Below are 24,376 nucleotides of genomic sequence, written 5' to 3' on the forward strand. Positions count from 1 at the left end.
AAAAAATCAACATTGCTTTCCGAGTGCATTATAGAAATTAACCGTCTGGAAGGCGACGGCGACCAGCTCTACACAAAGGCAATGCGTGATCTGCACGTCAACTCAAAGGACCCGATCGAGATCATGGTCTGGTCAAAGACCTTCAACTATTTCGAAGGTTGCTGCGACGCGTGCGAGGATGTTGCCAATACGATGGAAAGCATCATCATGAAAAACAGCTGAAACAAGGTAACAAAAACACCGCAGTCGCCTGCGGTGTTTTTTATTGCACCTCATTCTTTATCTGTCAGAACCATTCTTCTTCGCACGCTGCACTTTGATGATCAGGAACACCGCCAGCACAGCAACTGCAATACCGACAATGATCAGCACCACCACGATCGGGCTCATACCGCTGTCCGCTTCCTGCTCGGCTGCGGGTACTGTCGGCTGCGGGCTTGCAGAAGCGCTCACGCTTGCCTGCGGACTTGCTGTCAGTGCCACAGGAACGGTAGCCTGTGTTTGTGAAACATCGGAAATATTGAGTCCTCCGCTACCGTTCTCTTTTAAGTTCATATATACTTCTTTTGCATTTTTGGAAATGCTCAGCACCAGTGTCCCGCCCTGTTCGGCAATGCCCGTCACCTCTGCCGGCTGCACTGTGAACGCCACCTCGCCGACCAGCGTTCCGTCCTTTGCCGTGGCCGTGATCTTATGCTTTCCCTTCGAAACCGCCGAGATCTCAAAATAACCCGACGCATCCGTCACACCGCTCAGCATTCCCTTTGTCTCAAGGTTTGTGCTTTCCACGGTTGCGCCTGTAACGACCGCGCCTGCCGCATCTATCAGGTAACCGTTCAGACATGGCTCACCCATAAGCTCGGCGGGCTTTTCATGCCCTTTTTCGTCCTTCGCCGTCTGCGAGGTCTTCCCGGGGGTCAGCGGCTCGTCCGATACCTTTTGCAGGACGACTTCCGAATCCTTGTTCCCGTCCGCCTTCACATCCGCGAATAAAAAGATATCCTGTGTATCCTTTGCATAAGAGACCGTATATACTGCGTCGCTCAGCGCGATCGCCGTCTTGCTTCCCTCGGCAAACTCCAGCTTGCAGGTACCGCGCTGTTTGTTCTCCGTATCGTAAATACGAAGCGTCTGTGTCTTGTCCGGCACGACATTCGCAAAATAAAGCGTTCCCGTTGCGTTCGCCGTCTTTTTGTGGTCGTCCCCCATCGCCGCGGTATACCCGCTAAGCGCCATTCCCTTTGCATCCATCAGGTACAGCTTCACATTGACCTTATTGGGTGCTGTCGTCGGCGCCGCAGTCGGCTGCGGCGTAGGTGCAGGCGTTGGCACAGGGGTTGGAGCAGCGGTTGGTGTCGCCGTAGGCGTAGGCTGTGCCGTTGGCGTTGCTGTCGGTTCCTGCGTTGGTTCCTCAGACGGTGTCACCGTAGGCTGTGCCGTTGGCGTCGGTGTCGGCTCAGGAGCTACGCCATCCGCTACGCCCGTCAAAAGTATCTTGCCGTCCGATGGAACCTGGTACGCAAAATCGATCGCCGGCGCGTTCTGGTTGATATTTACTTCGTAGATATAAGGCTGCATATCGTCAGGGATCAGCGGCCCCGCAGAAGCGCTTGCATCCGGCGCCTTGCTTGTCTCTGCGCTTTGGGATGCGCTCGGGGATGCTTCGCCCGCTACGACCAGAGCAGTATTGCTTGTTGCGAGCGCCGCATTTTTTTCCTGCCCTAAGTGCAGCGTCATCACCACGCCCTTTGGCTGGTTCAGTATCTCCGTCTCATCCGCCAAATACAGATGCACGCGCACTGCACCCGTCAAAACGCCGTCCTGCGTCTTGGTCACCAGATCAAAATCAGACACCGGCACGCTGGGCAGATATAGCTGCCCGTTCTCATTCGTCACATCGTTATATACATATTCCGTATCCACGCTCTCGCGTAAAAAAACGTCGATACCTGCAAGAGGCTTACCGTCCTCGTCCGCAAACGAAAGATTCATGCCGATCTGCTGTACCTGCGTTCCATCGTTTCCCTGCTGCCCATCCTCGTCCGTCTGCGCAAAAGCAGGCAGAGCCATTGCCGCCACAAGCAGCACCGTCACGATCATACACAATATCTTTTTCATAGATATCCCCTCCGGATACAATCCCTATTTTATAAGGTATACATTGGTTACCACATTATGATAGCATATCTGACAAAAAAAGCGAAGGATTTTGCCCTCCGCCTGTTTGTTTTATTCGCTGATCGCATCCTGCCCAAACGACCGTATCTTTGCATACCGTTCTTCCAGCAGTTTATCGATCGGTTCCTTTTGTAATTCTTTGATGCTGTCGAGAAGATACTGCCTGATGATCTTGGCAAATTTGCCGCCGTCGCCCGATTGTGCGCCGCCTTCCGGCTCGGGCAGCACGTCGTCTATCAGGCCCATTTCCTTGATTTCGCCCGCCGTCATGCGCATCAGCTCTGCCGCCTCTGCCGCGCGCGAAGAATCCTTCCATAGAATACTGGAAAACCCTTCCGGGGAAAGGATGGAGTAAAGCGCGTTTTCAAGCATCATACGCTTGTCCGCCACGCCAAGCGCGATCGCGCCGCCGCTTCCGCCTTCGCCGATAAAAATACTGATCACAGGCGTTTTTAAGCGTGAAAGCTCGAGCAAGTTACGCGCGATGGATTCCGCCACGCCGCGTTCCTCCGCGCCAATCCCGCAAAACGCACCCTGCGTATCGATGATACAGACCACCGGACGTTTGAATTTCTCCGCCTGCTTTAGCAGCCGCAGGGATTTACGGTACCCCTCCGGATTCGCACAACCAAAGTTACGCGCCACCTTATCCCGCAGGTCTGCCCCTTTTTCCTGTCCAACCACCGTAACAGGAATATCGCCAAGATAACCGATCCCGCCGATCACTGCCGCGTCGTCTGCGAACAGCTTGTCGCCGTGCATCTCCATAAAATCTGTAAATACATGTTCCACGATATATTGTGATGTGATCCTTTTAGGGTCGCGCGCGATCTGCACGATCTCCCATGCCGAACGTTTTGCACTCATTTCGCGCTCCCTCCCTTATGCATCTTCAGCAGTTTGCTGAGCGTATCTTTCATCTGCGAACGGGCAACGATCATATCCACAAAACCCTTCTCAAGCTGGAATTCCGACGTCTGGAACGTAGGCGGAAGCGCCTGCTTGATCGTTTGCTCGATGACCCTGCGCCCCGCAAAACCAATCGTTGCATTCGGCTCCGCAATGGTCACGTCGCCAAGCATCGCAAAGCTCGCCGTCACACCGCCCGTCGTCGGATCAGTGATCACCACAAAAAACGGAAGCCCCGCCTCGTCAAGCTTCGCAAGCACAGCCGCCGTCTTGCTCATCTGCATCAGGGATATGAGCCCTTCCTGCATACGCGCCCCGCCCGAAACGGTGAACGCGATCAGCGGCAGCTTCTTTTTGCACGCATACTCCGCAGCAAGCGTAAATTTTTCGCCGACCGCCGCGCCCATAGAACCCATCATAAAAAATCCGTCCATCACGGCAAGCACGCACGGCGTTCCGCCGACCTTACAAGCCCCTGTGATGATTGATTCCTTTTCATTGGTATATCCGCGTATTTTCTGCACCTTCTGCTCATACCCCGGAAAATCAAGGGGGTTTTTGCCAATCAGATCAGCATTGAGCTCCTCAAAGGTATTTTCGTCCGCGGTGTACATGATGCGCTGACGCGCGGAAAGACGAAAATGATGATTGCAATTGTTACATACGTTGAGGTTGGCGATCAGGTCGTCCGTATAGATGACAGTGCCGCATTCCGGACACTTGTCCCACATCCCCTCGACCTGCTCCTCATCATGCGCCACCGGCAGCTGCGCGGCAATATCCTCCATACTTTCAACGGGCGGCTGTGCCTGCTGATTGGTACGGTACACACGCATGGTGATGTCCTTACGCTTTTTAGAAAATAAGCCCATCTGTTATTTTTCCTCCATAATACGCGCCACAAGTCCGGTATCGAGCCGTCCCGCCATCACGTCCTCGTTGTTTAGCAGGTCAAGCTGGAAATCCGCATTGGTTTCCACCCCGTCCACAACGAGCTCCGTCAAAGCCGCGCGCATCTTCGCCATCGCCCGCTCGCGCGTGGGCGCGTGGACAATCAGCTTGCCGATCATGCTATCGTATGTCGGCGGGATCTTGTAATCCGTATACATCGCCGTATCAAAACGCACGCCCGGCCCTCCCGGCAGGTGCAGCGTCTCGATCGTGCCGATGGACGGCATAAAATTCTTGGTCGGGTCTTCCGCGTTGATGCGGCATTCGATCGCGTGCCCCATCAGCGGGATGTCCTTTTGCGCAAACGAAAGCTTCGCGCCGCTTGCTACTAAAATCTGCTCGCGTACGATGTCGATCCCTGTGATCATCTCTGTTACCGGATGCTCCACCTGCACGCGTGCGTTGAGTTCCATAAAATAATACTGGCCTGAAGGTTCGTCATATAAAAACTCGATCGTTCCTGCGTTTTTATAGCCGGAGGCCTGCGCCGCACGCACAGCGGCCTCGCCGATCTCCGCACGCTTTTTGTTGTCAAACGCGATGCTCGGCGCCTCCTCCATCAGCTTCTGGTTCCGTCTTTGCAGGGAACATTCACGCTCGTAAAGATAAACGGCGTTTCCATAGTTATCGCACATGATCTGCACTTCAATGTGCCGCGCGTCCATGATACATTTTTCCATATAGAGCGTACCGTCGCCAAATGCCCCGAGCGCCTCTTTATACGCCGCATCAAAGGCCTTTTCGATGTCCGCTTCTTTGTCCACCTTACGGATACCTCGACCGCCGCCGCCGTTTGCCGCCTTGATCATGACCGGATACCCGACCTTCTTGGCGATCTTTTTCGCGTCTTTTGCATCCTTTAACGCTTCAAGCGAGCCCGGGATGATCGGCACCTTCGCCTCGGTCATGATACGCCGTGCCATCAGCTTGTCGCCCATCTTTTCCATCGCTTCCGCATCCGGCCCGATAAATGTCACATTACTTTTGTTGCACATACGGACAAACTTCGAATTTTCCGACAAAAACCCATATCCGGGATGGATCGCGTCCGCACCCGTGATGCTTGCCGCCGAAAGAATATTATAAGCGCTCAGATAGCTGTCCTTTGGCGCGGGAGGGCCAATACAAAGCGCCTCGTCCGCAAGCTGTGTATGCAGCGCGTTTGCGTCCGCCGTAGAATATACCGCAACGGTTTCTATCCCCATCTCGCGGCATGCGCGGATGACGCGCACGGCGATCTCGCCGCGATTAGCAATCAAAACCTTGTTTATCATTCGTGTTCTCCTTCAAATACGCGGGCCGTTCTTTTGCCCGCGCAGATTATTGCTGCAAAAATCCCTTAGTCCTGCTTCACCAGCACGAACAGTATCTCGCCCTCGCAAACGACCTTGTCATTCACCGTGGCCTTGACCTTGCCTTTTCCACCCATCGTAGAAAGCCTCAGCATCTCTGTTTCAAGTATCAGGTCGTCGCCCGGCTTCACCATACCGCGATAGCGTACGCCGTCGATCCCGCCGAATACAGCCAAACGGCCGGCAAAACGTTCGTCCTGCAAAATCGCGACCGCGCCCGCCTGTGCAAGCGCTTCTGTGATCAGTACGCCCGGCAGGATGGGGTTGCCCGGAAAATGTCCCTGAAAACAAAACAAATCTTCACGGATACGCCACAGCGCCTTCGTATACTTTGCGACCTCGCATTCAAGCACCTCGTCCAAAAACAAAAACGGAGCGCGGTGCGGAATGATTTTTTTGATGCCTTCCTGATCGATCATATCTGTTCTCCCTATTTGTAGTTAAAGAGCAGCTGACCATATTCCACGCTGTCGCCCTCTTCGCACGCGGCCCACGTGATCTCACCCGCTTCAGGCATCGTGATCTCGTTCATCAGCTTCATAGCCTCGACCATACACACGATGTCGCCCTTCTTGAGCTTATCGCCGATCTTGACCGCTTTGCCCTCCGCAAGCTTGTGGAAAACGCCCACCAGCGGCGAAACGATCTCCTTGCCTCTGTCCTCCGCTACTGCAGGCGCTTCGCTTGCCGCAACCGCCGCCTCGGGAACGGATACCGCCGCAGGCGCAACAGGAGCCGCCGCAATCATCGGCGCTGCCGCCATCGGAGCCGCCTGCGCGGGCGCGCTGACCATCACCTGCTGTACGGGTACATTGGCGTTGCGTTCCAGTATCAGGCTAAAGTCCTTGTCGTTTAGCTCAAATGTGTCAAAGCCGGATTTATCCACGGCTTTCAGAAGTTCCAGTATCGATTTTAAATCCACTGTTTTATTCTCCTATCTATCAAAAAATTAATCAACTTTCTTAAAAAGCAGCGCTGCATTGTGTCCGCCAAATCCGAGATTATCAGACATCGCGACCTGCACGTTTGTTTCGCGTCCCGTGTTGGGCGTGCAGTCAAGATCACATTCCGGGTCGGGTATCTGGTAGTTGATCGTCGGCGGAATAAATCCATCTTGAATTGCCATAATGGAATAGATCGCCTCGATCCCCCCCGCCGCGCCGAGCGAATGCCCTGTCATCGACTTGGTGGACGAGATCGCCACTTTATACGCGTCCTCGCCGAACACTTCCTTAAAGCACATCGTCTCTGTCCTGTCGTTTAAGTCTGTCGACGTGCCGTGCGCGTTGATGTAGTCTACCTCAGATGGTTTTATGTGTGCTTCTTCGAGCGCCACACGCATCGCACGCGCAAGCGCCGCGCCCTGTGGCTCAGGAGCCGTCATATGGTAAGCGTCGCACGTCGCGCCATATCCCCCTATCTCCGCGTATATCTTTGCACCGCGCGCCTTCGCCATTTCGTATTCTTCAAGCACGAGCACACCCGCGCCCTCGCCGATCACAAAACCGCTACGTTCCAAATCGAACGGGATGGAAGCACGCTCCAGCTTATCCGCCGTCGTCACCGCGTGCAGGCCGATAAAGCCCGAGATAGCCAGCATCTTGACAGGCGATTCCGCACCGCCCGCAAGCATCGCATCCATATATCCATCCTTGATCATACGAAACGCATCGCCAATGGAATGAGAACCGGAGGCGCATGCCGTCGTCACAGTCGTATTGTATCCCTGCAATTTATGCCGGATCGCCAAATGCCCGGAAGCCATATTGCTGATCATCATAGGGATGAGCAGCGGATTGACCTTTTTAAAGCCCCGTTCATTGAGCTTGGTGATTTCCTTTTCCATCGTGTCAAGACCACCGATGCCGCTTCCCACAAGCACGCCGAAACGAAAGGGATCATACGGATTGTTTTCTTCTGAAAATCCCGCATCCGCCATCGCCTGGTCTCCCGCAATCACGCCGTACTGCGCATATTCGTCCATACGCCGCGCGTCCTTTTTATCCAGAAAATCAAGCACATCAAGATTTTTAAGCTGTCCCGCAAAATGCACGGGAAGCCCTTCCGCGCCCGCTTTTGTCAGGGGCCCGATCCCGTTTACACCGTTTTTGGTGTTCTGCCACGCTTCCTTCACCGTGTTTCCATTCGGTGAAAGGATGCCCATTCCTGTTACAACGACCCGTCTTGCCATAGATAGTTTTTCTCCTATTGATTACTGTTTATGCGTACATGCCGCCGTTGATCGAAAGAACATGGCCTGTAATATAACCCGCCTCGTCTCCCGCCAAAAACGACACCGCGTCGGCAATGTCCTCTACCGTAGCACCGCGACCAAGCGGGATGCTGCCCAAAACCTCTTCGCGTGCTTTCTCGGGCATTGCGTCCGTCATAGGTGTTTCCACAAACCCGGGAGCCACCGCGTTCACGGTGATGTTGCGCGATCCGATCTCTTTTGCGAGGGACTTCGTAAAACCAATGATGCCCGCCTTTGACGCCGCATAGTTTGTCTGTCCTCCCTGTCCGGAAAGGCCGACCACGGAAGCCATGTTGATGATGCGTCCACTTCTTTGCTTCATCATGTAAGAAACCGCATGGCGGCAGCAATTAAATACGCTTTTCAAATTCACATTGATGACCGCGTCAAAATCATCTTCCTTCATCCGTGCAAGAAGCCCGTCGCGTGTGATACCTGCGTTGTTCACAAGAATGTCCACAGAACCGAATTCCTCTTTGACCTTTTCCATCATATCCTTGACTTCATCGAATTTACTGACGTCCGCCTTGATGGCGACCGCTTTCACGCCCAGCGCTTCGATCTCTTTCACTGTGCCCGCATAATCCTCGTCGTCAAACAGATAATTTACAACGACGTTGTTTCCGTCCTTTGCAAGGCGCAGCGCGACCGCTTTTCCGATCCCGCGCGACGCACCCGTCACAACTGCTGTTTTTGCCATTTGCTTTTCCTCCGCTTAAAATCCCATCGCTTTGAGCGCTTCTGCCGTCTGTGTAAACGACTCAAAATCGTTTATGTTGAACGTCTGCGCCTGTTCACTGATCCGCGTTGCAAAGCCGCTAAGCGTTTTGCCCGGCCCGACCTCCACGAACGTATCATATCCATCCGCGCTCATTGCGCGAACGATCTGCTCGAACAAAACAGGATGCGACGTTTGCTCTGCCATCACCTGTTTCATATCGCCTTTTTCATATGGCTTGCCCGTACGGTTCGCATACAGCGTAAACGCCGGTTCCATAAATTGCATATCCCCTATTGTATCCAAAATCTTACGTGCCGCTTCCTCCATGTGGGAAGTATGAAAAGCGCCCGATACCGGAAGCTTCCTGCACTTGATCTTATTCTCTTTTCCATAGGCAATCATTGCGTCGATGCGTTCACTGTCGCCCGCCACAACGATCTGTCCCGGACAGTTATAGTTGACGGGCAAAAGTACGCCGTCCCCCGCAAATTGTGCCGCCAAAGCCTGCACCGCGCCCATTTCCTGTCCCAGCACCGCGCACATCGCGCCTGCATGCGTATCGCCTGCCTGCTGCATCCACTGTGCCCGCTTGATCACCAGCGCAAGCGCATCCTCAAACGAAAGCACCTGAGCCGCATACAATGCCGCGTATTCCCCCAGCGAGAAACCCGCTCCCGCGCCTGGCGTAATACCCGCGCTTAAAAGAGCCGCATATGCCGCAGCATCCACTACAAAAACAGCAGGCTGCGTATTGATCGTCTGGTTCAATTCTTCCTGCTCGCCCGAAAAGCACAGTTCCGTAATACCCGGCCGTACCTTTTCTGCCCTTAAAAATATCTCGCGTGCAGCAGCCACATTGTCATACAGGCTTTTACCCATACCTGTTTTCTGCGCGCCCTGTCCCGCGAAAAGCACTGCAAGTTTACCCACGAAATCCCCTCCAAAAAGATAGCGCATACGGACGTTCACCAAAGGAGAACGTCCGTAGCATCAAAACTTCTTCGTAATATAAGGACAAATCGTGTTGCTTATTTGTTTTCTTCGATAAATTTCACAAGGTCGGAAACGCTTTTCAGGTTTTCCGCTTCCTCGATGGAAACGTCGAATTCTTCTTCGATGTCCATAACGATCTCAACCATATCGAGTGAATCGATTTTGAGGCTCTCAAAGCTGGAGTCCATTTTGATCTCTTCTACGTCGATATCCATTTTGTCACTGATAATTCCTGCAATCTTTTCATAAATCATGTTCATTTTCCTCCCAGAAAAATTATTATTGTTTTATACGCTCGAAGCGTTATTACCATTCATATACCGCGCATCCGGACGAAAGCCCCCCGCCGAATCCGGCGATCACAAGCTTGTCCCCTTTTTTGAGCATGCCCTTTTTGTTCATCTGGTCGAGCGCGATCGGGATGCTCGCCGCAGATGTATTCGACGTATCGTCGATGTTAGAATAAAACTTTTCCATCGGCATCTCAAGCCGCTGCGCGATCGTTTTTGTTATGCGGTAATTCGACTGGTGCATCAAAAACCAGTCTATCTCCTCCGGCGCCTTGCCTGTTGCTTCAAGCGCCACGCGGATGACGCGCTCTGCTTCACGCGTCGCAAACACATATACTTCCTTGCCCTTAAGCGTCGCATACGAAGGCTGCACTACGCCGTCAACAAGCGTATTCATACCGTTGATCACAATCGTATTGTCAACGTCCGGCTTGGAATACACCTCGAAATATTTCATATTATCGCCATGTTCCACGATCACCGCGCCGGCGCCGTCCCCAAACAGGATACAGCTTGCACGGTCTTCCATATTCATAAAGCGGGACAGCGTTTCGCTTCCACATACAAGGAACGGTTTGCCGCCCGGCTTCAACAATCCTTCTACCGCTTTTAAGGCAAACATAAAGCCCGTACACGCAGAATTCACGTCAAAACAAATCGCCTCCGGGATCTCTAACTCCCGCTGGATCTGGCTCGCCACCGAGGGCACGCCCATCTCGTTGGTAACGGACGCAACCACGATACCGCCAAGGTCGTCCTTGGTGATGCCGGCTTCCTTCATCGCGATGTTCGCCGCAATCACGCACATATCCTTGTTCCACATACCGTTTTCCACATAGTGGCGGCGTTTGATACCTGTACGTTTGGTGATCCATTCGTCCGACGTATCTATTATCTTTTCAAAGTCCTCGTTCGTCACTACCTTTTCCGGCAGATAACTCCCTGTCCCTAAGATGCGTATGCTCATATTTCCTCCAAATCATTCGCTGTCCGCTCGCCACTTGGAACAATGACGAAATTTAGACAGTATAATGATATTCTAATCTGCTGTAAATGTCAACAAAAGCAAGGAGCGTTTCGGCGCTCCCTGCGTTGTTACAGCCACAATATTATTGTACGTTTTTCTTCGTGTAGTTGAGTAGCCCACCCGCAAGAAGTATCTTGCGCAAACGCTCCGAAGCCTCGAGGCGCACCTCAAAGCTCGTCCCCTTTGTTTCGTTTTGTACGGTGAACACATCCTTGCCGTCCACATTGTCCCGCACCGCCGTTATTTTCAGCACATCGCCCTGCGCGATACTGTCATAATCCGCTTCGTTTACAAATACCAGCGGCAATATCCCGCTGTTCATCAGGTTTGCCATGTGGATACGCGCAAAGCTCTTGGTGATGACCGCCTTCACGCCAAGGTACAAGGGCGCTAACGCCGCGTGCTCCCTCGAGGAACCCTGTCCGTAGTTGTGCCCCGCCACAAGGATCGTTTTTCCTGCCTGCTTCGCGCGCGCCGGAAATGTTTCGTCAACAGGCGCTAAGCAGTAATCCGAAAGGTAAGGGATGTTCGAACGGTACGGCAGCAGCTTCGCGTTGGAGGGCATGATGTGGTCTGTCGTGATGTTGTCTTCCATCTTAAGCATCACTTCCGCCTCGATCTCATCCGGCATTTCCGAATTGATAGGGAACGGCTTGATGTTCGGCCCCCTCACGACCTCCACGTCGCACGCGCAATCCGCGGGCGGTGCGATCATGTTGTCGTTCACTTCAAATTTTTCCGGCATCGCAACGTCGAGGATAGAAATGTCGGAAAGCTCCGTCGCATCCGAAAGGTATCCGTTTATCGCCGTCACAGCCGCCGTCTCCGGGCTGACCAGATAAACGCTCGCGCTCTTTGTCCCGCTGCGTCCAAAAAAGTTCCTGTTAAACGTGCGCACAGAGACCGCGTCCGTTGCCGGGGACTGCCCCATGCCGATGCACGGGCCGCAGGCGCATTCAAGGATGCGCGCACCCGCGTCGATCATATCGGAAAGCGCACCGTTTTTCGCCAGCATGTTCATCACCTGCTTGGAACCGGGCGAGATCGTCAGGCTCGTATGCGCAGATACCGTCTTTCCCTTAAGGATCGCCGCTACGCGCATCAGGTCACGGTACGATGCGTTCGTACAGCTTCCGATGCACACCTGGTCTACCTTGATATTGCCGATCTCTTTGATCGTCTTTACATTATCAGGGCTGTGCGGCATCGCCGCCATCGGCGTAAGCGACCCAAGGTCGATCACAACGTGCTCGTCATATTCCGCATCAGCGTCGGCAGCAAGCGGCTTGAAATCCGCCTCCCTGTCCTGCGCCTTCAAAAACTCGCGTGTCACTTCATCGCTGGGGAAGACGGATGTCGTCGCGCCAAGCTCAGCGCCCATGTTCGTTATGGTCGCGCGCTCGGGTACGGAAAGCGTCTTCACGCCCTCGCCCGTATATTCGATGATCCTGCCTACGCCGCCCTTCACGCTTAACACGCGCAGCACTTCCAAAATCACATCCTTGGCAGAAACGCCCGCCTTCAGCTCACCCTTCAGCTCCACATTGACAAACTTAGGACAATTTAAGTAATAGGCGCCGCCGCCCATCGCAACGGCAACGTCGAGCCCGCCCGCGCCGATGGCGATCATGCCGATCCCGCCGCCCGTAGGCGTGTGGCTGTCAGACCCGAGAAGCGTCGCCCCCGGCACGCCGAAGCGCTCGAGGTTCACCTGGTGGCAGATCCCGTTTCCCGGACGCGAAGCATAAATACCATGCTTCTTGGCTACGCTCATGATATAGTTGTGGTCGTCCGCGTTTTCAAAACCGCTTTGCAGCGTATTGTGGTCGATGTACGCCACCGATTTTTTCGTTTTCACACGGTCGATGCCCATCGCTTCAAACTGCAAATAAGCCATCGTTCCCGTAGAGTCCTGTGTCAGTGTGTAATCGATGCGGATCGATATCTCGCTCCCGGCGATCATCTCCCCGGATACAAGGTGTTCTTCCAAAATTTTATAGCCCAGCGGTTTTCCCATTTTAACGCGTACCTCCGTTTTTTCATAACAAATAATATGTTGTACATTTTATACGTAAATCAAACTTTTTTCAAGTAGCAGCGGTTCCTTTTTGGCGGATATGCCTTTATAATAGGAGGAACGGGAACACAAAAATGTTTTTTGTCCCGCATAATCTGTTATCAATAACAAAAGGACGGTTTACTATGCTCACATAATGGGGAAAGATCATTACAGACGGCAAGGTTCTGAAAGCAGATACCTACACCAGCAAAAAAGAAGACATGGCGGATGCGCTTTTAGAAGCCCTTGAATATTTTTCCAAGGAGTTCGATATCGAAGTCCCCATGTGGCATACTGCCCATACCAAGCAGCTTGGGTTGTTTCGCAAGGTGATGTTCAAAAAGGACGATTTTATCGACAAATTTCCATACGATAAATTCGAAATGCAGATCATCGATAAATAAACCGCGGCAAAGAAGGTATAAATGCAATGCACAACATAGCGTTTTACGATACAAAACAATACGACAGGATCTGGTTTGAAAAGCTCAATAAGCCGTACGGTTTTGTATTCAAGTATTTCGAAAACAAGCTCAATCCCGATACGGCCGTGCTCGCGCGCGGATGCGACGCAGTCGTTGCCTTTGTCAACGATACCATTGACGCAGCCACAGTCAATACATTGTATGAAAACGGCGTCCGCGTGATCGCCATGCGTGCCGCAGGCTATAACAATATCGATTTCAAAGCCGCGTGGGAAAAGATACATATCCTGCGTGTGCCCGCCTATTCGCCGTATGCGGTCGCGGAACACGCGATGGCGCTTCTGCTTACTTTAAACCGCAAGATCCACCACGCCTACAACCGCACGCGCGAATTCAATTTCAGCATCAACGGCCTGACAGGCTTTGACCTGCACGGTAAGACCGCAGGCGTGATCGGCACAGGAAAAATCGGTCAGGTGTTCATCGATATCTGCAAAGGCTTCGGTATGCGCGTGGTCGCGTACGATCCCTACCCCAACCCGAATGTAGAGGTCGAGTACGTGACTTTAAAGCAGTTGTGCCGCTACTCCGACGTCATTTCGCTGCATTGCCCGCTCACAAAGGACACTTACCACGTCATCGACGAACAAACGATCGCACAGATGAAGCAGGGCGTGATCCTGATCAATACGTCGCGCGGCGCGCTCATCAAAAGCGACGCGCTGCTTGACGGCATCAAATCCGGCAAGCTTGGCGGCGCTGGACTTGACGTATACGAGGAGGAAAGCGACCTCTTTTTCGAGGATTTCTCCAACACCATCGTGCAGGACGATATCTTAGCACGGCTCACCACCATGCCCAACGTTATCGTTACCTCGCATCAGGCGTTCTTAACGGACGAGGCGCTCAAGAACATTGCGCAGACGACGCTCGATAATTTGAAGGCCTATTTTGACGACAAACCGCTTCTAAACGAGATATGCTACCAGTGCAGCAAACAAAAGACGTGCGACAAATCCCACCAAAAGCGCTGCTTCTGACGCTCTAAAGCCCACAGGGGGATATGCTATTGACATTGCAAGCATGCTGAATGATAAAACATTGAAAAAAACGGCATAGCGGTTAACCGCTATGCCGTTTTTAAATCATTCGCCTGCTCTATCAGAACTTGTTCCTGTCCCCATATCCAGAACCGGAACCGCCGTTCTTCCCCTTCGGACGCTGCTGTCTCTGTTTTGGCTGCGGCCTCGGTTCAATGGATTCGCGCGGCATACTTTGCCTCTGCTGCCTTTGCTGCGGCGCGCGCTGCTGTCCATTGCCATTTGTGTTCCGCTGCTGCGGGCGTTCCTCATAGCCACGTTCCTGCTTGGGGCGCTGCTGTTTCGCGTTCTTTCCGCCGCCGTTCTTTTTGTTTTTATGCACCATCACGCCAAGCGCGATTGCCACGCCCACGATCGCGCATACAATAATGATCATCAGCACCAGCAGGTTGAACATCCCGCCTGCCGCCGTTTGCTTCACTGTGATCGTCGCCGCAGCCGTAGAGGTTTCCACCGTCGTCCCGTCCGGCAATGTCGCCGTCATCTTAAAGGTAAAGCTGCCCGTCTTGTCGATCTGCGCCGTATACGGTACGGTCTGCTCTGCTTCCGTCATGGAAGGGATGTTGGCGATCTCCCCCAGCGTCGCTTCCGAAACGATCACGTTCGTAAGCTCCTGTCCGGAAAGGTTATGCAGCACAAATGAAAACTCCACCGGTCCCGGCTTGCTAAGCTCCTGTGTGCTGATCGTCGCATCCAGCCGCATGACGTTGTTCACGTCCACACTGGCGCTCGCGCTCGGCTCCGCGTCCACATTTATCTGTATCGCCTGCGAAGTCGCCTTGACCTCGTTGCCGTCGCTGTCCGTTGCCGTCGCCGTAAAGGTATAGCTTCCGGACTTCGTGACCGTCGCTTCCAGCACGCCTTCTGCCGACTGTCCGTCCGTCGTCAGCGTTTTAGAGTCCATCGCCACGTTGTTGCCGTTCTGGTCAACCACCTTTAGGCTTTTCAAGTCAGCAGACCCGCTGTTTTTTACGTCAATGACAAACTTGACCTTGTCCCCGCTTTTGACGGTCGTGTTGTCGCCCGTCGCGGTCACCGTCATGGCGGCTTTCTTATCGCTTCCCTCCGCCGTGATACTGATCGTATCCAGCTTGAGCGTCTTTGTTTCCCCGTTTACCTTGTAAGTAAAGGATGGCTTCACATCCGCGCTGCCATTCAGTACCGTAGACCATTCCAGCGTCCGCTTCTGTCCCGCGGACAAAGAAAACGTGTCGCCGATCTGCGCGCCATCCTTGATAGGCGGAGCCTTCAGCGCACAATCCGTGATCTTTACGTTTCCGTCGTTTTGCAGCACGAACGTAAACTTGACCTTGTCGCCCGCCTTGATCGTATTCGTGCTCGCGCTCGCGTCGCCCGATACATCCACCACGCTTTCCTTGCGCGTGATCGTAAAGGGCTGCGTCGTCACCGATTTTTCCGAGCCGTCCTCCGTATTGAACGTCAGCTCGAACGCCAGCTCGTTTCCGATCATGTCGTCGCTGACCGCCCATTTGGAGTTGGAATACGTCTGCGTATCCCCAGACGCCATATTATCTAGCGAAACGGTGTCCCCGCTTCCCGGGTAATGCAGCTTCAGGTTGGATATCGTCACGCCCGAAGTATTGCTCACATCGATGCTTAGTTTCACATTGCCCGCACCCGTAAGGGATGCCGGGCTCACCGTCGCCTTGATGCTTACGCCCGCGGCAGATGCAACGCCGCCAAGTGCAATACAAAGTGTCAGTATGATCGCGATTACCAGTACTACTGATATTGTTTTCTTCAAAATAGCTTACCTCCGCTCAAGACGAAAACGCCTTAAATCGTTTCAATCCAGCCGAATTTGTCCTCGATTTCGCCGTACTGTATTCCTGTCAGTATATCATAAAATTCCATCGCAAGCTTGCCCATTTTTCCGCCCGCGACAGTGACGGTCTCATCGCCATACATAAATTCGCCGACCGGGCTCACGACCGCTGCCGTACCCGTGCCGAACGCCTCGCTCATCGCGCCCGATTTCGCCGTCTCGATCACTTCCGCTACAGATACCCTGCGTTCTTCTACCGTGATGCCCATGTCGCGTGCGATCGTCATCACGCTGTCGCGCGTGATACCCGGCAAAATGCACCCGTCAAGCTCTGGCGTGACCAGCTTTCCGTCGATGATAAACATCATGTTCATAGAACCGACTTCTTCCACATACTTGCGTTCTTCCGCGTCCAGCCAAAGCACCTGGTCGCAGCCCTGCTCGTGCGCTTCCACGCCCGCGATCAGGCTTGCCGCATAGTTTCCGCCTGTTTTGGCAAAGCCCATGCCGCCCTTAGCAGAGCGCGTATATTCCTTCTCGATCAAAATTTTGACCGGCTTAAGGCCATTCGCATAATAAGCGCCCACCGGCCCCATCATGATATAAAATGCGTATTCCGTCGCCGCGCGCACGCCGATAAACGGATCCATACCGATATAGTTGGGGCGGATATAAAGCGACGTTCCCTTCGCGTGCGGGATCCAGTCCTGCTCGATCTTCACCAGTTCGCGCAATGCCTTGTGCGCAAATTCTTCATCAAAAAGCGGCATCGCAAGACGCTTTGCGGAGTTGTTCATCCTCTTGAAATTATCCTTGGCGCGGAACAGCGAGATATTGCCGTTCACCTGCCTGTAAGCCTTCAGTCCCTCAAAGACCTCCTGACCGTAATGGAATACGGTCGCCGCAGGCGATATCCTGAAATCCTCATATTTTTTGATATCTGCATCATGCCACCCCTGTCCCTCGGTGTAATGCATAATGAACATATAATCCGAAAAAATCGTTCCGAAACCAAGATTGCTCTCGTCCTCCGGTTTTTTCTTCAGTTCATCCGTCTCCCAAAATTTGATCTCCATCTTCATCATCCTCTTCACTCTATAATTTATTTAAAAACTTTTCTGTCCGTTCGATGTAGCATTCCCCCAAACGCTGCATCACATCCGTCCCGAAAAAAGCTTCCTGTACCTTTTTGCCTGCCGCCTCAAAAAACGCCTGCTGCAATACCATGCGCGCACTTACCTTGTCGCTGAACTCCGCCTTAACCTGCGCGCCATATTCGCTTGCAATGCCCAACAGCTTGGAATAATCTGCATATTCGATCGAAAAACCAAGCTCCACCGCCGGGATCATCGTCGTTATCTCGGCCTGCTTAAGCGTTTCAGATACGCTTGCGCCGTATGCCCGCACAAGCCCGCCCGCCCCAAGCAGCGTCCCGCCAAAATACCGCGTCACTACCGCAAGGATGTTTGTGAGTCCGCTGTGCCTCAAAACCTCGAGCATTGGCAGCCCCGCCGTGCCCTGCGGTTCGCCGTCGTCCGAACCTTTCTCAAAAGACCTGTCCGGCTTAAGGATCATTGCAGAACAATTGTGCGACGCATTGTAATGCTTCTTTTTGATCGCAAGAAGCGTCTCCGCCGCCTGCTGCTCGTCCGCCACAGGGATCAGCGAGCAAATGAACCTCGATTTTTTGACGACGGTCTCATGCTCCGCCGCCATCGCGAGGCACGTATACTCCCTAAGCTCCATGTTATTTCAGTACGATCTTATGAAAGACTTTTTTTCCTTTTTTGATCATCGCGCCGTCGTCCGCAAAATCGGCCTGCGTCACTTCCATAAATTCGTCCGTCACCTTTTCGCCATTCAAAAGCACGCCGCCCTGCGTGATCAGCCTGCGCCCTTCGCCGCGCGACTTGGTAAGCCCCGCCGCTATCATAATGTCAAGAAGCTGTGGGTGCTCCGCAAGCTCCGCCGCCGCAAGCTGTGTCGTCGGGATGCTTCCACCCGCGCCGCCGCTTCCAAAAAGCGCTTCCGCCGCGGTCTGTGCCTGCACTGCCGCCGCCTCGCCGTGTACCTGTTTTGTTATCTCAAATGCAAGTATCTTTTTTGCATCATTGATCTCATGATCCCTTAATGCCGAAAGGCGTTCGACTTCGTCCATCGGCAAAAATGTCAACAGCGACAGACATGTCTTCACGTCCGCGTCCGCCACGTTGCGCCAATACTGATAAAAATCATACGGCGACGTCTTCTCGGGGTCGAGCCATACCGCGCCCGATTCCGTCTTGCCCATCTTCTTGCCGTCGCTCTTAAGTAGCAGCGTAATGGTGAGGCCATACGCCTCTTTTTGCTCCTTGCGGCGGATAAGGTCTGCGCCCGCCAAAATGTTGCTCCACTGGTCGTCCCCGCCCATTTCGAGCGTACAGCCGTATTTGCGGTTCAACACCAAAAAGTCATATGCCTGCATCAGCATATAGTTGAATTCAAAAAATGTCAGCCCCTTTTCAAGCCTCTGTTTATAACAATCAGCCGTCAGCATCCTGTTCACCGAGAAACACGCGCCGATCTCGCGCAAAAACTCCACATAGTTAAGGTCTAACAGCCAGTCGGCATTGTCCACCATCAGCGCCTTGTCGTCAGAAAAATCAAGGAACTTGCTGATCTGCTGACGGAAACAGTCCGCGTTATGCGCGACGATCTCGCGCGTCATCATCTTGCGCATGTCCGATTTTCCGCTCGGGTCGCCAATCATCGTCGTACCGCCGCCAATCAGTACGATCGGTACATGTCCCGCGCGCTGCATGTGCGCCATTGCCATCAATTGCACAAAGTGCCCCACGTGCAGGCTGTCCGCCGTCGCGTCAAACCCGACATAAAACTTCACCTTATCCTTGCCGAGCATCTCTTTCAGCCCGTCGTGGGTCGTCTGCTTGATAAAGCCTCTTTCCTGTAATGTATCAAAAACGTTTGCCATTTATCTAAACTCCTCATGATTTGATATGATCCCATTTGCCTGCCAGATCATATATCCATCATACAAAATCTCTGATGATTCTCCCCATCTTCTCCACCCCTTTTTCAATATCGGGGATCGACGGCATGGAAAAGTTCATGCGCAGCGTGTTCTCGTGTCCGCCTTCCGCGAAGAACGGAGGCCCCACCACGAACGCCACCTTTTCGTTGACGCACTCCTCAAACAGTGCGCGCGCGTTCACGCCCTCGGGCAGCGTCACCCACACGAACAACCCGCCGTCCGGATTTGTGCGTTTCGCGCCCTGCGGGAAATATTTGTCGATCGCGCCGCACATCGCGTCGCGCTGTTTTCTGTATTCCGTGCACAGCATCTTCACGTGCTCGTCATAATATCCGCGCTTTAAAAACTCCATCACCATCGTTTGCGTGAGGTTCGATGTATGCACATCCGCCCCCTGCTTTAACAGGTTGAATTTCGCAATGATCTCTTTGTTTGCGATCGCATACCCAACGCGCAGCCCAGGCGAGATCGTCTTGGAAAAGCTTGCCAGTTTGCAAACGATCCCACTGTCGTCGTACGACTTGATGCTCTCAAGCGCCTGTCCGCTGTACCGCAGCTCCGCGTACGGGTCGTCCTCCAAAATAAGCACGCCGTACTTTTTGCAGATATCATAGACCTTCTGCCGTTTTTCCCCGCTCATCGTGATGCCCGACGGGTTTTGGAACGTAGGGATCGTGTACAAAAATTTCGGGTTGTACTGCTTGATCTTTTCTTCCAGCTCCGTCGTGCTGATGCCGTCCTCTTCCATAGTAACGGTCTTCACATCCGCGTCTGCTAAGCGGAACGTCTGCAACGCCCCCAGAAACGACGGCGACTCCGCCAGCATCACGTCCCCTTTTTCGATCATCGTATGCGCAAAAAAGTCGATGCCCTGCGAAGATCCCGAAGTCACAACGATGTCGTCCGTTTCACGCATGATGTCCGCGTTGCGGTATTTCAAAAGCTCGATAAACGCCGGTACGCCCAGCGTCCCGCCGTATTGCAGTACGCTCTTTCCGTTTTCTGCAATTATTTCCTCGCTGATCTCCGCAAGCGTTTCCGCCGGAAACAGCTCGGGCGAAGGGTTCCCGCCCGCAAAAGATATCATGTCCGGCACCGCCAGCAGCCCAAAGATTTTACGGATCTCGCTGCCGCCTATACCGTCAAAGCGTTTTGCAAATCGATACATCAGTCATCGTCCTCTCAATAAAAATAAGTATACATCTAGCATTATAGCGATTTTCCCGCATAAATTCAAGACAAAAAGCGAAGTATCAAAAGACTTTCTGCAACTTCAAAACGCAAAACTTGCAGTTTTTACCATTTTTATTGCTTTATACGTCCAATAAATGCAAAAAAGCGGAACAAAACTTGCTCCGCTTTTATAAAGTCGTGCTTCCTCAGGCGTCCATACACGTATCCGAAAACTCCGCCGAACAAACAATTTCCTCCAAATCGAGGTCACTGTCCGTCTGCTCTGCTTCCCATAATCCGTGTATATTGCAGTAAGCGTACACCCGCACGATCTTTTCCTGGCTCAGCGTAAACACAGCCTCCGGCAGATCGTCCGGCGTATTCGTGCGGTAAAGCCCGCCGTCATCCGTCTGCACCAATATCCATTCGATATAGTGCTGCGGCGTCATCGGGTGCGGCGCCTTGCCCACCTTCACACGCAGCGTATCCCCCGTGCATTCCAGCACAGGCACATGTTTTTCCGGATCGCCGTTCGCCTTGTCCGTCTCAAGTTTTTCGAGACTTTCAAAAGGCTCCTCGTTGCAATTGAGCTGCACCAGCGTCGCGTTGTTTTCTTTGCACTTATAAATATTTACAGGTTTCATGATCTTCTTCCTTCCTTATAGATACTTCTCAATAAAAGCTTCCGCCGTTCCCCAGTAAAGCGCTGGTTCCAGCGTTACCGACTCGCCGTGCTGCGCACCATGCACCACAAGCTTTTCCTTCTCGCACGCCGCCGCGCCATATACCTCGTCAAGCATGAAAAACGGTACAAACGTGTCTGCATCTCCGTGGATGAACAGCGTAGGCGTTTTTGACCTTTTCACCTGCGCGACAGACGATGCTTCCTTGAAGGAATACCCCGCCCTGCGCTTTGCCATGCCGTTTGCGATGTGCATGATCGGGAATTGCGGCAAATGGAACACTTTTTTTAACTGAATGGTAAACTCGTCCCACACAGACGTATACCCACAGTCCTCGATCGCCGCGCGTACGTTTGTTGGCAGCTGCGCGCCCGTCGTCATCATGACTGTCGCCGCCCCCATCGATACGCCGTGCAGCACGATGCGTGCTCCCGGGTCTTTTTTCAGGATGACTCCCTTGATCCATTGGATAATATCCAGCCGGTCGAGCCACCCCATACCATAATATTCTCCCTCGCTGTCCCCGCTTCCGCGCAGATCGGGCAGCAATACGTGATAACCTCTGTCATGCCAGTGCTTTGCGGCTACCCCAAGGTTCAAACCGCTCCCCGAAAACCCATGGATACACACGACCCATAGGTCCGTCTGTTGTTCCGCGCGCAACTCGCGCGCCACCAGCCGCAGCCCGTCAAACGCTCTTTGCTCGTGCATCACAAAGTCCTGCGCGCCGAGCCACTGCCGCGCCCGCGCCTTTTCGTCCTGTTCCTCCGGCGCATCCTGCTTGTTCGCGTTTGTCTTGAGTACCTTTTCTTTTGTTTTCCCAGCGTTCACCGCAACGTCAAAAATCTTGTTCGCCGCCACCAGTACAACGGCAAAAAATACGACGACCACCGCAGCGATCACGATCCATAACCAAACCATGTATGAAGCTCCTTCACTCGCAAGCTGTCTGCTGCTTCATAGATACCCTTTTTTAATACGTTTTAATCCGCTGATTCAAGGTGGCAAGTATTTGCGCTGCACTTCAGACACCCAACTGCGCTTCGCGCCGTTAAACTCGTTCGCGCAAACACTTGACCACCTTCTTTATTCTATTTCCTGTTGCTTAATCCCAAAATATAGTCCGCCGACACGCGGTAAAATTTTGCAAGCGTGATCAGGTGAAGGATTGGCATTTCATGTTCACCTGTTTCATATCTTGAATACATCTGCTGCGAAGTGCCTAAAAGCTCAGCTATTTTTGCCTGCGACAAGTCATGATCTTCGCGCAATTCCCGAATGCGGATATGGTATGTTTTTTCCATAATGATTATTTAATTTCCTGTTCCAGATCCATAAAAACTTTTGCATTAAAAAATTCCGTTAACGAAATATTGAGACCGTCACACATCTTTTTGATCGTTACAATTCCCGGATTTTGACTTTTCGCATTCAGCATACTGTAAAACGTCGTTGGCGAAACACCCGATTGATTTGCCAATGCATTGATAGAAATATTCTTTTGTTTACAAAGCTCAATGATTCGATTTGCAACTGCCTCTTTCGTATTCATCATCCCTCATTATTTTCGGTTGCTTAATCCCAAAATGTAATCCGCGGACACGCGGTAAAATTTCGCAAGCGTAATGAGATGCAGGATGGGCATTTCATTTTCTCCTGTCTCATACCTAGAATATACCTGCTGCGTTGTTTTTAGAAGTTCTGCTATTTTTGCCTGTGTTAAATCATGATCTTCCCGCAACTCACGAATGCGAATCTGATATGTTTTCTCCATACTTATCGGTTTTCCAATAGTTCTTGTACTTCCACCTTTAACGCCTCGGCAATGATTTTTAATTCTATATCCGTAATAAATCGTTCCCCGTTTTCAATACGGCGAACTGTATTTTTATCCGCATCCATTCCATTTAATTGAAGCATCTCCGCAAACTGGCGTTGCGACGTTTTAGGAACCATTTCTTTTCTTAGCGCTGCAATCTTTTTACCAGAAATATTATTTGTTCCATCACTACTCTTTGTCTTATACATGATTACACCTCAAATGATTCACACCATAAGTCATTTACTTGATTTTAATGTGCACACAGCATATAATTGACTCATACGATGATTCGATAGGTGATAAATATGAACAAACAAACGACCTGTTGCTTTACCGGCCACCGCCCGCACAAAGTCCCGCTGCTCGGCGACCGTGCCGACCCGCGTTACGAAACGCTCGAAATCCAGCTGTCCCTTGCCATCCTCACAAAAGCCCTCGTGTTCCATTGCGATACCTTTTTGTGCGGCATGGCACAGGGCACGGACATGCTGTGCGGCGATCTCGTCTTGCACCTGCGCCATATCTATAAACTTCCCCTGCGCCTCATCTGCGTGATCCCCTGCCTTTCGCAGGCGCAGGACTGGGACGCCGGCGCGCAGAAGCATTACAAATGGCTGCTTGCACAGGCGGACGGCAGCGTTCTTTTGCAGCGCGACTATACGGATGGCTGCTACCTGCGGCGCAACGAATGGATGGTCGGGCGTTCCGCCCACATGGTCGCCCTGCTTGATCCGCGCCTTTGCGGCGGTACCAGCTACACCGTGTCGCTCGCGCGCAAAAGAGGCCTAAACGTGAGCATCGTGCGCCCACCCACATGAAATTCGTAAAAATAGGATGACTACCTCCCTCAAAATATGCTATAATAACCTTTGTATGACTTAGTATTTCATTATTAAGGTAATCAATTTTTAAGGAGGTAAAAAATCCCATGCAATACTCAAAAGAAGTAGAAGAAATGGTATGCGTGAAAAAGGGACCGCACCACGGCCCTGCTCCGATACCTGAAGAAGGAAAATGGGTAAAATCCAAACAGATCACTGATATCTCCGGCCTCACACACGGTGTGGGCTGGTGCGCGCCGCAGCAAGGTATGTGCAAGCTGACGCTCAACGTAAAAGATGGCATCATCGAAGAAGCGTTGATCGAAACCAGCGGCTGCTCCGGTATGACGCACTCCGCCGCTATGGCGGGAGAAGCGATCGTCGGCAAAACATTGCTTGAAGCTCTGAATACCGACCTCGTTTGTGACGCGATCAACACGGCAATGCGCGAGCTGTTCCTGCAGATTGCTTACGGCCGCACGCAGACGGCGTTCTCCGAGGGCGGACTGCCCATCGGCGCAGGTCTTGAAGACCTCGGCAAGGGGCTTCGATCGCAGGTCGGCACCATCTTCTCCACCAACGCACAAGGCGTTCGTTACTTAGAGCTTGCCGAGGGTTATATCCTCGAAATGGCGCTCGACAAAAACGACGAGGTCATCGGCTACAAGTTCGTGCGTATGGGCAAGATGATGGAAGACATCCGCAACGGCGTAGAGCCCAAGGTTGCGTACGAGAAGAATATCGGTACATACGGCAGATACGAAGACGCGGTCAAGTACATCGACCCGCGTAAAGAATAAG

28 protein-coding genes are annotated in these 24,376 nt (G+C 52.6%); 5 read left to right on the forward strand and 23 right to left on the reverse strand.

What is annotated here, in order from left to right:
- Positions 1-222 (forward strand): DUF47 domain-containing protein (locus VB081_RS05400; protein WP_323399816.1); only part of this gene is annotated, 222 nt, incomplete at its 5' end.
- Positions 223-279: 57 nt separating this feature from the next.
- Here the strand turns inward: VB081_RS05400 and VB081_RS05405 are convergent.
- From VB081_RS05405 to VB081_RS05460, 12 genes are all read right to left on the reverse strand, one after another.
- Positions 280-2,118 (reverse strand): carboxypeptidase-like regulatory domain-containing protein, encoded by a 1,839-nt coding sequence (locus tag VB081_RS05405; protein ID WP_323399817.1) that lies wholly within the window; start codon positions 2,116-2,118, stop codon positions 280-282.
- A 111-nt stretch (positions 2,119-2,229) separates the two neighbouring features.
- Positions 2,230-3,045, reverse strand: coding sequence for an acetyl-CoA carboxylase carboxyltransferase subunit alpha (locus VB081_RS05410; protein ID WP_323399818.1), 816 nt, complete (start codon positions 3,043-3,045; stop codon positions 2,230-2,232).
- On the reverse strand, positions 3,042-3,959 hold the full coding sequence (gene accD, locus VB081_RS05415; protein ID WP_323399819.1) for an acetyl-CoA carboxylase, carboxyltransferase subunit beta: 918 nt from the start codon (positions 3,957-3,959) through the stop codon (positions 3,042-3,044). The genes VB081_RS05410 and accD overlap by 4 nt, the downstream gene beginning before the upstream one ends.
- Positions 3,960-3,962: 3 nt before the next feature.
- Complete coding sequence (gene accC, locus VB081_RS05420) at positions 3,963-5,312, reverse strand: acetyl-CoA carboxylase biotin carboxylase subunit (RefSeq protein ID WP_323399820.1); 1,350 nt, start codon at positions 5,310-5,312, stop codon at positions 3,963-3,965.
- Positions 5,313-5,377: 65 nt separating this feature from the next.
- On the reverse strand, positions 5,378-5,809 hold the full coding sequence (gene fabZ, locus VB081_RS05425; RefSeq protein ID WP_323399821.1) for a 3-hydroxyacyl-ACP dehydratase FabZ: 432 nt from the start codon (positions 5,807-5,809) through the stop codon (positions 5,378-5,380).
- Positions 5,810-5,820: 11 nt separating this feature from the next.
- A complete protein-coding gene (locus VB081_RS05430; RefSeq protein ID WP_323399822.1) occupies positions 5,821-6,312 on the reverse strand; it encodes an acetyl-CoA carboxylase biotin carboxyl carrier protein in 492 nt (163 codons plus the stop codon).
- 27 nt (positions 6,313-6,339) lie between these two features.
- Complete coding sequence (fabF, locus tag VB081_RS05435; RefSeq protein ID WP_323399823.1) at positions 6,340-7,581, reverse strand: beta-ketoacyl-ACP synthase II; 1,242 nt, start codon at positions 7,579-7,581, stop codon at positions 6,340-6,342.
- A 28-nt stretch (positions 7,582-7,609) separates the two neighbouring features.
- A complete protein-coding gene (gene fabG, locus VB081_RS05440) occupies positions 7,610-8,344 on the reverse strand; it encodes a 3-oxoacyl-[acyl-carrier-protein] reductase (RefSeq protein ID WP_323399824.1) in 735 nt (244 codons plus the stop codon).
- Between the two features lie 15 nt (positions 8,345-8,359).
- Positions 8,360-9,295 carry an ACP S-malonyltransferase gene (locus VB081_RS05445; RefSeq protein WP_323399825.1) on the reverse strand — a complete coding sequence of 312 codons (936 nt, stop codon included), beginning with the start codon at positions 9,293-9,295 and terminating at the stop codon, positions 8,360-8,362.
- Positions 9,296-9,393: 98 nt separating this feature from the next.
- Positions 9,394-9,612, reverse strand: a complete 219-nt coding sequence (locus VB081_RS05450) for an acyl carrier protein (RefSeq protein WP_323399826.1) — start codon at positions 9,610-9,612, stop codon at positions 9,394-9,396.
- Positions 9,613-9,664: 52 nt separating this feature from the next.
- Positions 9,665-10,615, reverse strand: coding sequence for a 3-oxoacyl-ACP synthase III family protein (locus VB081_RS05455; protein WP_323399827.1), 951 nt, complete (start codon positions 10,613-10,615; stop codon positions 9,665-9,667).
- 142 nt (positions 10,616-10,757) lie between these two features.
- Positions 10,758-12,692, reverse strand: coding sequence for an aconitate hydratase (locus VB081_RS05460; protein ID WP_323399828.1), 1,935 nt, complete (start codon positions 12,690-12,692; stop codon positions 10,758-10,760).
- Between the two features lie 263 nt (positions 12,693-12,955).
- Here VB081_RS05460 and VB081_RS05465 point away from each other — a divergent pair, with 263 nt between their 5' ends.
- Both VB081_RS05465 and VB081_RS05470 read left to right on the forward strand, forming a co-directional pair.
- Positions 12,956-13,138, forward strand: coding sequence for a hypothetical protein (locus VB081_RS05465; RefSeq protein ID WP_323399829.1), 183 nt, complete (start codon positions 12,956-12,958; stop codon positions 13,136-13,138).
- 26 nt (positions 13,139-13,164) lie between these two features.
- Positions 13,165-14,199, forward strand: a complete 1,035-nt coding sequence (locus tag VB081_RS05470) for a 2-hydroxyacid dehydrogenase (RefSeq protein ID WP_323399830.1) — start codon at positions 13,165-13,167, stop codon at positions 14,197-14,199.
- A gap of 121 nt (positions 14,200-14,320) precedes the next feature.
- On the opposite strand, the gene VB081_RS05475 is transcribed toward VB081_RS05470, so the two are convergent.
- The 11 genes from VB081_RS05475 to VB081_RS05525 form a co-directional block, all read right to left on the reverse strand.
- Complete coding sequence (locus VB081_RS05475) at positions 14,321-16,024, reverse strand: hypothetical protein (protein ID WP_323399831.1); 1,704 nt, start codon at positions 16,022-16,024, stop codon at positions 14,321-14,323.
- Between the two features lie 32 nt (positions 16,025-16,056).
- On the reverse strand, positions 16,057-17,121 hold the full coding sequence (locus tag VB081_RS05480) for a branched-chain amino acid aminotransferase (protein WP_323399832.1): 1,065 nt from the start codon (positions 17,119-17,121) through the stop codon (positions 16,057-16,059).
- Positions 17,122-17,140: 19 nt separating this feature from the next.
- Positions 17,141-17,791, reverse strand: coding sequence for a YigZ family protein (locus VB081_RS05485; protein ID WP_323399833.1), 651 nt, complete (start codon positions 17,789-17,791; stop codon positions 17,141-17,143).
- A 1-nt stretch (position 17,792) separates the two neighbouring features.
- On the reverse strand, positions 17,793-19,016 hold the full coding sequence (gene tyrS / locus VB081_RS05490) for a tyrosine--tRNA ligase (RefSeq protein ID WP_323399834.1): 1,224 nt from the start codon (positions 19,014-19,016) through the stop codon (positions 17,793-17,795).
- 58 nt (positions 19,017-19,074) lie between these two features.
- Positions 19,075-20,244, reverse strand: coding sequence for an aminotransferase-like domain-containing protein (locus VB081_RS05495; protein ID WP_323399835.1), 1,170 nt, complete (start codon positions 20,242-20,244; stop codon positions 19,075-19,077).
- A gap of 211 nt (positions 20,245-20,455) precedes the next feature.
- Complete coding sequence (locus tag VB081_RS05500; protein WP_323399836.1) at positions 20,456-20,893, reverse strand: desulfoferrodoxin family protein; 438 nt, start codon at positions 20,891-20,893, stop codon at positions 20,456-20,458.
- A 15-nt stretch (positions 20,894-20,908) separates the two neighbouring features.
- Positions 20,909-21,853, reverse strand: a complete 945-nt coding sequence (locus VB081_RS05505; protein ID WP_323399837.1) for an alpha/beta hydrolase — start codon at positions 21,851-21,853, stop codon at positions 20,909-20,911.
- A gap of 170 nt (positions 21,854-22,023) precedes the next feature.
- Positions 22,024-22,236 (reverse strand): helix-turn-helix domain-containing protein, encoded by a 213-nt coding sequence (locus VB081_RS05510; protein WP_323399838.1) that lies wholly within the window; start codon positions 22,234-22,236, stop codon positions 22,024-22,026.
- Between the two features lie 5 nt (positions 22,237-22,241).
- On the reverse strand, positions 22,242-22,484 hold the full coding sequence (locus tag VB081_RS05515) for a helix-turn-helix transcriptional regulator (RefSeq protein ID WP_323399847.1): 243 nt from the start codon (positions 22,482-22,484) through the stop codon (positions 22,242-22,244).
- A gap of 9 nt (positions 22,485-22,493) precedes the next feature.
- Positions 22,494-22,706, reverse strand: a complete 213-nt coding sequence (locus tag VB081_RS05520) for a helix-turn-helix domain-containing protein (protein ID WP_323399839.1) — start codon at positions 22,704-22,706, stop codon at positions 22,494-22,496.
- Positions 22,707-22,708: 2 nt separating this feature from the next.
- On the reverse strand, positions 22,709-22,960 hold the full coding sequence (locus VB081_RS05525) for a helix-turn-helix domain-containing protein (RefSeq protein WP_323399840.1): 252 nt from the start codon (positions 22,958-22,960) through the stop codon (positions 22,709-22,711).
- A gap of 99 nt (positions 22,961-23,059) precedes the next feature.
- On the opposite strand from VB081_RS05525, the gene VB081_RS05530 reads away from it, so the two are divergent.
- Positions 23,060-23,572 (forward strand): SLOG family protein, encoded by a 513-nt coding sequence (locus VB081_RS05530; protein WP_323399841.1) that lies wholly within the window; start codon positions 23,060-23,062, stop codon positions 23,570-23,572.
- A 110-nt stretch (positions 23,573-23,682) separates the two neighbouring features.
- A complete protein-coding gene (locus VB081_RS05535) occupies positions 23,683-24,375 on the forward strand; it encodes an iron-sulfur cluster assembly scaffold protein (RefSeq protein WP_323399842.1) in 693 nt (230 codons plus the stop codon).
- Position 24,376 lies beyond the last annotated feature (1 nt).

Origin of the sequence: Christensenella sp. (assembly GCF_034927525.1) — a bacterium.
Taxonomy (GTDB): Bacteria; Bacillota; Clostridia; order Christensenellales; family Christensenellaceae; genus Christensenella.

Excerpts from the sequence above, each read along its gene's own strand:
- VB081_RS05410 (WP_323399818.1), bottom strand. The coding sequence starts at position 3,045 with ATGAGTGCAAAACGTTCGGCATGGGAGATCGTGCAGATCGCGCGCGAC.
- accC (WP_323399820.1), bottom strand. The coding sequence starts at position 5,312 with ATGATAAACAAGGTTTTGATTGCTAATCGCGGCGAGATCGCCGTGCGC.
- VB081_RS05405 (WP_323399817.1), bottom strand. The coding sequence starts at position 2,118 with ATGAAAAAGATATTGTGTATGATCGTGACGGTGCTGCTTGTGGCGGCA.
- VB081_RS05510 (WP_323399838.1), bottom strand. The coding sequence starts at position 22,236 with ATGGAAAAAACATACCATATCCGCATTCGGGAATTGCGCGAAGATCAT.
- VB081_RS05480 (WP_323399832.1), bottom strand. The coding sequence starts at position 17,121 with ATGGAGATCAAATTTTGGGAGACGGATGAACTGAAGAAAAAACCGGAG.
- VB081_RS05505 (WP_323399837.1), bottom strand. The coding sequence starts at position 21,853 with ATGGTTTGGTTATGGATCGTGATCGCTGCGGTGGTCGTCGTATTTTTT.
- VB081_RS05525 (WP_323399840.1), bottom strand. The coding sequence starts at position 22,960 with ATGTATAAGACAAAGAGTAGTGATGGAACAAATAATATTTCTGGTAAA.
- tyrS (WP_323399834.1), bottom strand. The coding sequence starts at position 19,016 with ATGGCAAACGTTTTTGATACATTACAGGAAAGAGGCTTTATCAAGCAG.
- fabG (WP_323399824.1), bottom strand. The coding sequence starts at position 8,344 with ATGGCAAAAACAGCAGTTGTGACGGGTGCGTCGCGCGGGATCGGAAAA.
- accD (WP_323399819.1), bottom strand. The coding sequence starts at position 3,959 with ATGGGCTTATTTTCTAAAAAGCGTAAGGACATCACCATGCGTGTGTAC.
- VB081_RS05485 (WP_323399833.1), bottom strand. The coding sequence starts at position 17,791 with ATGGAGCTTAGGGAGTATACGTGCCTCGCGATGGCGGCGGAGCATGAG.
- VB081_RS05465 (WP_323399829.1), top strand. The coding sequence starts at position 12,956 with ATGGCGGATGCGCTTTTAGAAGCCCTTGAATATTTTTCCAAGGAGTTC.
- fabZ (WP_323399821.1), bottom strand. The coding sequence starts at position 5,809 with ATGATCGATCAGGAAGGCATCAAAAAAATCATTCCGCACCGCGCTCCG.
- VB081_RS05530 (WP_323399841.1), top strand. The coding sequence starts at position 23,060 with ATGAACAAACAAACGACCTGTTGCTTTACCGGCCACCGCCCGCACAAA.
- VB081_RS05495 (WP_323399835.1), bottom strand. The coding sequence starts at position 20,244 with ATGTATCGATTTGCAAAACGCTTTGACGGTATAGGCGGCAGCGAGATC.
- VB081_RS05500 (WP_323399836.1), bottom strand. The coding sequence starts at position 20,893 with ATGAAACCTGTAAATATTTATAAGTGCAAAGAAAACAACGCGACGCTG.
- VB081_RS05515 (WP_323399847.1), bottom strand. The coding sequence starts at position 22,484 with ATGAATACGAAAGAGGCAGTTGCAAATCGAATCATTGAGCTTTGTAAA.
- VB081_RS05535 (WP_323399842.1), top strand. The coding sequence starts at position 23,683 with ATGCAATACTCAAAAGAAGTAGAAGAAATGGTATGCGTGAAAAAGGGA.
- fabF (WP_323399823.1), bottom strand. The coding sequence starts at position 7,581 with ATGGCAAGACGGGTCGTTGTAACAGGAATGGGCATCCTTTCACCGAAT.
- VB081_RS05470 (WP_323399830.1), top strand. The coding sequence starts at position 13,165 with ATGCACAACATAGCGTTTTACGATACAAAACAATACGACAGGATCTGG.
- VB081_RS05460 (WP_323399828.1), bottom strand. The coding sequence starts at position 12,692 with ATGGGAAAACCGCTGGGCTATAAAATTTTGGAAGAACACCTTGTATCC.
- VB081_RS05455 (WP_323399827.1), bottom strand. The coding sequence starts at position 10,615 with ATGAGCATACGCATCTTAGGGACAGGGAGTTATCTGCCGGAAAAGGTA.
- VB081_RS05520 (WP_323399839.1), bottom strand. The coding sequence starts at position 22,706 with ATGGAGAAAACATATCAGATTCGCATTCGTGAGTTGCGGGAAGATCAT.
- VB081_RS05450 (WP_323399826.1), bottom strand. The coding sequence starts at position 9,612 with ATGATTTATGAAAAGATTGCAGGAATTATCAGTGACAAAATGGATATC.